Below are 7,991 nucleotides of genomic sequence, written 5' to 3' on the forward strand. Positions count from 1 at the left end.
GGCCCTCGACGCGATCGACGAGGGCGCGCAGGATCGCGAGCTCGATCGCGTCGAGGGCCCGCGGCCGATAGCCGGGATCGTCGGGCTCGGCCCGCGCGCGCAAGGCGTCGCGCAGGCGGCTGTTGACCCGGTCCGACGCGATGAGTCTCGCATACGCCGCGTCGATCACAGGTGCCTCGGCAAACGTCGTGTCGGGTGCGGCCGCGTGGGCGCGGATCAGGTCGGCGACCGCGTCGGGCCGCTCGATCGGCAGCAGATGGCCGGCGCCGTCGAGGGTGACACGGCGCGATGAACCGAGATGCGGCGCCATCAGCGCGGCCTGCGCCTCCGGCCCGAGGTCGCCGTCCTCGCCCCCGGCGAGGATCAGGGCCGGGGTGCGCAGGATGCCGATGCGCTCGCACCAATCTTCGCGGCTTCCATCGCTGAGCCAGGCCCGCCAGGCCGCGGGCGCGGCGCGCAGCACGTCGGCGACCGCGGCTTCGGCGCGTTCGGCGGGGAGGGGAGAGCCGACGTTGCTCTCGATGAAGGCCCGGGCTTCCGCCTGCCGGGTCGCCGCGTCGGCTCCGATCCAGGCGATCATCGTCTCGCGGCGCGCCTCTTCCATCGGCTCGGGGCTCGGCGGCGATCCCGCGAGCAGCACGAGGCCGGAGAGACCGTACAGCCCCGCCTCGCCGTCCTCGGCGCGGCGGGCCAGCGCGAGCGCCACCTTGGCGCCCATGCTGTGCCCGGCGATCAGCCAGCGCGCCGGGGCCGCCGCACGGATCCTGCCCGCGACGTGATCGGCCATCGCCGCGACGTCGTAGCCCGGCACGTCGACGGCGTCGCCGAAGCCGGGGAGGTCGATCGGGACGCACGCGACCGCGGCGCCGAGGCGATCGGCGACCTGCACCCATTCCCGTGCGCTGCCGCCGAGGAAGTGCAGGCAGAACAAGGTCGGCGGCGGGGAGGGGGCGGACGGGACGTTCGGGCTCATGCCAGCAAAGTTGCGCGGGACGCCCGGCAATCAAGCGACCTAATTGCCGCGCTTGGCGCCGAATGCGGCGCGCGATGCCCCGCGCGACGTGGACCCGTGGCGCGGGGCCCGCCGCCGCCGGCACGGCGATGGCCGACACCCGGGGGATCGACCGCCGGAACGACCCGAGACCGTGCACCGGGTCGACCCGATCCGCGCGCAGCCGTAAGCAGAGCGGGCTGCGATCCGAAGAAGAAGCCAAGCCCGATGATCCCGACCCTCGACCAGGTTCCCGACGGCCTCGCCACTCGCCACGACCGCTACGCAGACGCGCATATCCGCGCCACGCTGCGGGCGACGCGCACCATCGCCCTGGTCGGCGCCTCGGCCAATCCGGCGCGTCCGAGCTGGATCGTGCTGAAGTACCTGCTCGATCGCGGCTACGCGGTGACGCCGGTCAATCCGGGGCTCGCCGGGCAGACGCTGCTCGGGCGCCCGGTGGCCGCGTCCATCGCCGAGATCGGCGAACCGATCGACATGGTCGAGATCTTCCGCAACTCCGCCGCCGCCGGCGGCCTCGCCGACGAGGCCTTGGCCCTGGACCCGCTGCCGAAGACGATCTGGATGCAGCTCGGCGTGCGCGACGACGCGGCCGCCGCCCGCGCCGAGGCGCGCGGCGTCACCGTGATCATGAACCGCTGCCCGAAGATCGAGTACGGCCGCCTGTCCGGCGAGATCGGCTGGACCGGCGTCAACTCGCGGATCATCAGCGCGAAGAAGCCGGTGCTCGCGGCCAAGGGCGTGCAGAAGTTCACCATCGCCCCGCGCGGCGGCGGAACGGATTGAAACGCTGCGTCCGCAGCCGGCGTAACAGCACCGGTTCCCGCATTGCGGTATCCTAATACCACCAGGCCGAACCCCTTCCAGAACTTCGCTTTTCGGACGATGCGCGCCCGTGAAACGGCTTGACCTCGACCCTCGGCCCGTCTATCCAGCGCCCAACGCCGCCGCGTCCCCCGACGCGGCGGCGGCTCGTTTTTCGATACACCACCGAGCGCCAACGGAATTCGGCTTATGAAAACCTTTTCGCTGAAGCCCGCCGACGTCGACAAGAAGTGGATCGTGATCGACGCGGAGGGCCTCGTCGTCGGCCGTCTGGCTTCGATCATCGCCCTGCGTCTGCGCGGCAAGCACAAGCCCTCCTACACCCCCCACGTCGATTGCGGCGACAACGTCATCGTCATCAACGCCGACAAGGTGAAGTTCACCGGGCGCAAATACGTCCAGAAGGTGTACTACCACCACACCGGCTTCCCCGGCGGCATCAAGGAGCGGTCGGCCAAGTTCATCCTCGAAGGGCGCTTCCCCGAGCGCGTCGTGGAGAAGGCCGTCGAGCGCATGCTGCCCCGCGGCCCGCTGTTCCGCCAGATCATGGGCAACCTCCGGGTCTACAAGGGCACCAGCCACCCGCACGAGGCCCAGCAGCCGCAGACGTTCGACGTCGGCGTCCTCAACCGCAAGAACGTGAGCGCTTAAGATGGCGACGCTTCAGTCCCTCTCCGACCTCAACCGGTCGAACGCCGGCGGCCTCGACAACGAGAACGCCGCCCCCGTCCACGTCCAGAAGCTCGACGCCCAGGGCCGCGCCTACGCCACCGGCAAGCGCAAGGACGCGGTCGCCCGCGTCTGGATCCGCCCCGGCACCGGCAAGGTTGTCATCAACAAGCGCGCGGTCGAGGTGTACTTCGCCCGCCCCGTCCTGCGGATGATCCTGCGCCAGCCGCTCACGGTGGCCAACCGCGTCGACCAGTACGACATCACCGTCACGGTCGCCGGCGGCGGCCTCTCGGGCCAAGCCGGCGCGGTGCGCCACGGCCTCTCGAAGGCGCTGACCTACTACGAGCCGGAGCTGCGCGCGCCGCTGAAGCGCGAGGGCTTCCTCACCCGCGACAGCCGCGTGGTCGAGCGCAAGAAGTACGGCCGCAAGAAGGCCCGCCGCAGCTTCCAGTTCTCGAAGCGCTGATCGGCCCGGTCGGACAAAGGAAAAGGCGGCTCCTCGCGGAGCCGCCTTTTTTCTTGGTTTGGTCGAACCGCCGGCTCGCTTCTCGCGCGGCGCTTCGAAGGGCGTCCGATGGAGCAGGCCGTCGAACCACTCCGTTTCAGGCGTGGACGGCCTTCTCCAGCTCGGCCTTGGACATCTTCGAGCGCCCGGCGACCTTCTGCGCCTTGGCCTTCTTCATCAGGTCGGCCTTGGTCTCGCTGGAGGCGGACTTGCGCGCCGCGGCGGCCTTCTTCGCCACGTCCTTCGGCTGCTTCGAGAACTGCTTGCCCTTGGCCGTGTCGCTGCGCTTCTTCTCGGTCGAGCGGTCGTACTGCTCGTCGGAGACCGCCTCGCGCGCCTTCTTCGGGAGGTAGCGTTCCCCGGTCTTGCCGCTCTTCTTGCCGGACTTCGTGTCCCACGCCTCGTCGGTCCACTGCTTGAGATGGTTGTCGTCGGTCTTCTTGCCGGCATAGCCGCCGCCGGCCTTCTTGTATTCCTGGGTCGCGAGCTGAGCCTTGCGGGCCGACCATTGGCCGGCCTTTCCGCCCTTGTCGCTCTTCGTGACTTTGTCCTTGGTCTTCTCCCAAAGCTTGGGGTCGGTCTTCTTCGCGGTCTCGGACATCGCTCGATCACCCGTCGTCGTGGATTTTGCCAACAACGAGAGCACGCCGGCCCCGTTCCGGCGGTGATGCGATGGCCTGTTGATGACGCCCGGCATTGACAGGCCGGCACGCACCGGCCACCTCCCGCACCGCGACACGACGCGCCGGCGGCGGCCGGATTCGGGGGTGCGACGACGATGGCGGGCGAGAACCACAAGCCGACGGTGTTCATCGACGGCGAGGCCGGCACCACCGGGCTCGGCATCCGCGAGCGCCTGGAGCGCGACGGCAAGGTGATCCTGCGCAGCATCGCGCATGCCGACCGCAAGGATGCCGGCGTGAAGCGGGCGCTGCTCGCCGAGGTCGACCTCGTGGTGCTCTGCCTGCCGGACGACGCCGCCCGCGAGACGGTGGCGCTCTGCGACGCGCTGCCCGGCGGCGGCCCCCGCGTGCTCGATGCCAGCACCGCCCACCGCGTCGCGGCGGGCTGGACCTACGGCTTCGCCGAGATGGCCCCGGGGCAGGCGGAAGCGATCGCCGCCGCGCGCCGGGTCGCCAACCCCGGCTGCTATCCCACCGGCGCGATCGCGCTGCTGCGGCCCCTGGTCGAGGGCGGCCTGATCCCGTCCGACTCCCCCGTCAGCATCAACGCGGTCAGCGGCTACAGCGGCGGCGGCAAGAGCATGATCGAGGCCTACGAGGCCGGCTCCGCGGCCCCGTTCATGCTCTACGGCCTCGGCTTCGCGCACAAGCACCTGCCGGAGACGCAGGCCTATTCCCGGCTCACCGCCCGGCCGATCTTCATCCCGTCCGTCGGCGCGTTCCGGCAGGGCATGCTGGTCTCGATCCCGCTCCATCTCGACGCGTTGCCGGGCCGTCCGTCCGCCGGCGATCTCGAGGACGCGCTCGCGCGCTGGTACGCGGGGCAGGCGCTGGTGCAGGTGGTGATCGGCGCCACCACCGGCGCGCACAAGGAGCAGATCGAGCCGGAGGCGTTGAACGACACCGACCGCCTCGAGTTGCGGGTGTTCGGCTCGGCCGAGCACCGTCAGGCGGTGCTGGTCGCGCGCCTCGACAACCTCGGCAAGGGCGCCTCCGGGGCGGCGGTGCAGAACATCGGCCTGATGCTCGGGCTCGGCGCCTGAGCCGCCATCCGGCGCATTGACGTGGCCCGACGGCCCGCGAACAATCGGGCATCGGCAACAGGAGACCGTTCCAGCATGACCGAGACGCGCCCACCGCTGCCGCCGTTCGACGCCTTGTCCGCGGCGAATAAGGCGCGCGGCGCCGAGGATGCCTGGAACACCCGCGATCCCGAGCGGGTGTCGCTCGCCTACACCCCCGACAGCTGGTGGCGGAACCGTTCCGAGTTCCTGACCGGGCGGCCGGCGATCGTCGCGTTCCTGACGCGCAAGTGGGAGCGCGAGCGCGAGTACCGCCTGATCAAGGAGGTCTGGGCCTTCCACGAGAACCGGATCGCGGCGCGCTTCGCCTACGAATGGCACGACGCGTCCGGGCAGTGGTTCCGCTCGCACGGCAACGAGCAGTGGGAATTCACCGAAACGGGCCTGATGCGCCGCCGCGAGGCCAGCATCAACGACGTCGCGATCGACGCGTCCGAGCGCAAGTTCCACTGGCCGCAAGGACCGCGCCCGGCCGACCATCCGGGCCTGAGCGACCTCGGCCTGTGACCGCGTTTCGCGGTTCGCCCGCGTTCCTGTAGAAGCCCGCGCGTCGCGATGCCGGCGCGAAAGGATGCCGATGACCGAACTGCCCAACGTGCACGTCCGTGCCGAAGTCCTGGCCCAGGCGCTGCCCCACATGCAGCGCTACGACCAAGAGATCGTGGTCATCAAGTATGGCGGGCATGCCATGGGCGACGCTTCGGCGGCCGAGGACTTCGCCGAGGACATCGTGCTGCTCGAGCAGTCGGGCGTGAAGCCGATCGTCGTCCACGGCGGCGGCCCGCAGATCGGCCGGATGCTCGACCGGCTCGGCATCCAGTCCGAGTTCCGCGGCGGCCTTCGCGTCACCGACGAGGCCACCGTCGAGGTGGTCGAGATGGTTTTGGCCGGGTCGATCAACAAGCAGATCGTCGGCTGGATCTCGGCCGAGGGCGGCCGGGCGATCGGCCTGTGCGGCAAGGACGGGAACATGGTCCGCGCCAAGCGGGCGTCGAAGACCGTGATGGACCCCGAGAGCCGGGAGATGCAGACGGTGGACCTCGGCCTCGTCGGCGAGCCCGAGCATGTCGAGCGCGGCGTCCTCGACGCGGTGCTGAAGGCGGAGCTGATCCCGGTCCTGGCGCCGGTGGCGTACGGTGCCGACGGCAAGACCTATAACGTCAACGCCGACACCTTCTCCGGCGCCATCGCCGGCGCGCTGCGGGCCAAGCGCCTGCTGCTGCTCACCGACGTGCCGGGGGTGCTCGACAAGGACAAGAACCTGATCCCGGAGCTGACGGTCGAGGATTGCCGGCGGTTGATCGCCGACGGCACCATCACCGGCGGCATGATCCCGAAGATCGAGACCTGCATCTACGCGATCGACCAGGGCGTCGAGGCGGTCGTCATCCTCGACGGCAAGGTCAACCACGCGGTGCTGCTCGAGCTCTTCACCGATTACGGCGCCGGCACCCTGATCCGCCGAAGCTGACGGACGAACGCACCATCGAAAGCGCCCGGGTCGTGCTTCGGCCCGGGCGACCGCATCGCGCCCCGCGGTCATTTTCGGAGACCGGACATCTCGAACAGAACCATACCCGGCGAGAGCCACGTGACGGCCCCGGATGCGCGCGGCTTCGAGGCCGTCGACACCTGGGTGTTCGACCTCGACAACACCCTTTACCCGAGCGACGCCATGGTGTGGCCGCAGGTGGACGAGCGCATCACGCTGTTCGTGATGCAGCTCTACGGCCTCGACGGGCTCTCGGCGCGTGCGCTGCAGAAGTATTTCTACCACCGCTACGGCACGACGCTGAAGGCGCTGATGGTCGAGGAGAACGTCGACCCGCACGCCTTCCTCGACTTCGCCCACGACATCGACCACGCGACGATCCGGCTCGACCCGGCTCTGGGCGACGCGATCGAGCGGCTGCCCGGGCGCAAGCTGATCCTCACGAACGGCTCCCGCAGGCACGCCGAGAACGTCGCGAAGAGCCTCGGCATCCTCGACCATTTCGAGGACGTGTTCGACATCGCCGCCGCCGACTTCGTGCCCAAGCCCGAGCGCGCGACCTACGAGCGTTTCCTCGCGCAGCATGCGGTCGACCCGACGCGGGCGGCCCTGTTCGAGGACATCGCCCGCAACCTCGCGGTGCCCCACCAGATGGGGATGGCCACCGTCCTGGTGGTTCCGGCCGCGATCGACCCCTACCGCGAGGCGTTCGAGCAGGAGGCGGTGCGGGAGGTGCATATCGACCACATCACCAACGACCTCGCCGGCTTCCTGCGCAGCTGCGTCCTCCCGGTGGCGAAGGACGCCGCGTGAGCCTCGCCGCCGCCAAGGCGCCGAGCCTCGCCGAGATCGAGGATCTGGCCCAGGCGGCCTTCGCCGCGCTGCCGGCGGAATTCCGGGCTCTGGCGAAGGACGTCCGCATCGTCGTCGACGATTTTCCCGACGACGATACGCTGACCGAAATGGCGTGCGACTCGGAGTTCGACCTGCTCGGCCTGTTCCGCGGCATCGGGCTGGCCCAGGCGGGCGAGACCGTGACGGGCCAGATGCCGAACACGGTCTGGCTCTATCGCCGGCCGCTGCTGGATTACTGGGCCGAGCACGACGAGACGCTCGGCCACCTCGTCGCCCACGTCCTGATCCACGAGATCGGCCACCATGTCGGGCTCTCGGACGCCGACATGGCCGGCATCGAGGCGGCGGCCGACCTCTGACCCGTCAGGCGCGCGGCGGCTCGCCCGGCGTCGGCAGCTTAAGGCGGCTGACCTTCGGGCGCCGCGTGCGGAACTGGCCGCGCTCGATCGCGACGAAGACCAGGATGGTGATGGCGAGCGTCGTCAGCCACCACACCACCGTGAGCCCGACGCCGATGCAGGCGATGGTGAAGGCGGCGGCGAAGCCCGCCATCGCCCCGGGAACCAGCAGCGGCACGTCGCGGCCCGCCCGGCGGATCGAGGCGTAGAGGGCGAAGGCGGCGGCGAGCGCCCCGACGACGCCGAGCTCGTACCACATGGCGAACAGCGCCGTGCTCGGGGCGTTCACCGGGATCAACCCGAAGACCCGGCCGCGCAGCGCCGTCTCGAAGCCGTGGCCGGTGATCAGCCGGACCGGCTCGGTGGTCACGATCCGCTGCCAGCTCTTCAGCGTCAGCACGCCGGGGCTGAGCGGCCCGAACAGGGCGGCGCCGATCGGTCGCGCCAGGAACGGCAGCAGCGGCGCC

The 7,991-nt window shown here is 70.3% G+C and carries 10 protein-coding genes and 1 pseudogene; 8 read left to right on the forward strand and 3 right to left on the reverse strand.

Annotated features, from left to right (window positions below; genetic code table 11):
• A partial coding sequence (locus tag FV223_RS14820) for an alpha/beta hydrolase (protein WP_147727758.1) occupies positions 1–973 on the reverse strand: 973 nt, incomplete at its 3' end.
• A 246-nt stretch (positions 974–1,219) separates the two neighbouring features.
• Between FV223_RS14820 and FV223_RS14825 the strand changes: the two genes are divergently transcribed.
• From FV223_RS14825 to rpsI, 3 genes are all read left to right on the forward strand, one after another.
• Complete coding sequence (locus FV223_RS14825) at positions 1,220–1,798, forward strand: CoA-binding protein (RefSeq protein WP_147727759.1); 579 nt, start codon at positions 1,220–1,222, stop codon at positions 1,796–1,798.
• Positions 1,799–2,026: 228 nt separating this feature from the next.
• The gene (rplM, locus tag FV223_RS14830; protein ID WP_147727760.1) at positions 2,027–2,488 is read left to right on the forward strand and encodes a 50S ribosomal protein L13; all 462 of its coding nucleotides are present in this window, start codon (positions 2,027–2,029) and stop codon (positions 2,486–2,488) included.
• Position 2,489: 1 nt separating this feature from the next.
• On the forward strand, positions 2,490–2,975 hold the full coding sequence (gene rpsI, locus FV223_RS14835; protein ID WP_147727761.1) for a 30S ribosomal protein S9: 486 nt from the start codon (positions 2,490–2,492) through the stop codon (positions 2,973–2,975).
• Between the two features lie 136 nt (positions 2,976–3,111).
• Here the strand turns inward: rpsI and FV223_RS14840 are convergent, their stop codons facing one another.
• Positions 3,112–3,615, reverse strand: coding sequence for a hypothetical protein (locus FV223_RS14840; RefSeq protein WP_147727762.1), 504 nt, complete (start codon positions 3,613–3,615; stop codon positions 3,112–3,114).
• Between the two features lie 177 nt (positions 3,616–3,792).
• On the opposite strand from FV223_RS14840, the gene argC reads away from it, so the two are divergent.
• The 5 genes from argC to FV223_RS14865 all read left to right on the forward strand — a co-directional run bounded on the left by argC (position 3,793) and on the right by FV223_RS14865 (position 7,485).
• Complete coding sequence (gene argC, locus FV223_RS14845; protein WP_147727763.1) at positions 3,793–4,740, forward strand: N-acetyl-gamma-glutamyl-phosphate reductase; 948 nt, start codon at positions 3,793–3,795, stop codon at positions 4,738–4,740.
• A 75-nt stretch (positions 4,741–4,815) separates the two neighbouring features.
• A complete protein-coding gene (locus tag FV223_RS14850; RefSeq protein WP_147727764.1) occupies positions 4,816–5,286 on the forward strand; it encodes a nuclear transport factor 2 family protein in 471 nt (156 codons plus the stop codon).
• Positions 5,287–5,350: 64 nt separating this feature from the next.
• Positions 5,351–6,250: an acetylglutamate kinase gene (argB, locus tag FV223_RS14855; RefSeq protein ID WP_187274658.1), complete on the forward strand. Its 900-nt coding sequence runs from the start codon at positions 5,351–5,353 to the stop codon at positions 6,248–6,250.
• 120 nt (positions 6,251–6,370) lie between these two features.
• Positions 6,371–7,084, forward strand: coding sequence for a pyrimidine 5'-nucleotidase (locus FV223_RS14860; RefSeq protein WP_246686410.1), 714 nt, complete (start codon positions 6,371–6,373; stop codon positions 7,082–7,084).
• Positions 7,081–7,485, forward strand: a complete 405-nt coding sequence (locus FV223_RS14865; protein ID WP_147727767.1) for a metallopeptidase family protein — start codon at positions 7,081–7,083, stop codon at positions 7,483–7,485. The genes FV223_RS14860 and FV223_RS14865 overlap by 4 nt, the downstream gene beginning before the upstream one ends.
• Before the next feature lie 4 nt (positions 7,486–7,489).
• On the opposite strand, the pseudogene FV223_RS14870 reads toward FV223_RS14865, so the two are convergent.
• A pseudogene (locus tag FV223_RS14870) lies at positions 7,490–7,991 on the reverse strand (peptide ABC transporter permease); the annotation flags it as partial.

The organism is Methylobacterium sp. WL116 (assembly GCF_008039455.1).
Classification (GTDB): domain Bacteria; phylum Pseudomonadota; class Alphaproteobacteria; order Rhizobiales; family Beijerinckiaceae; genus Methylobacterium.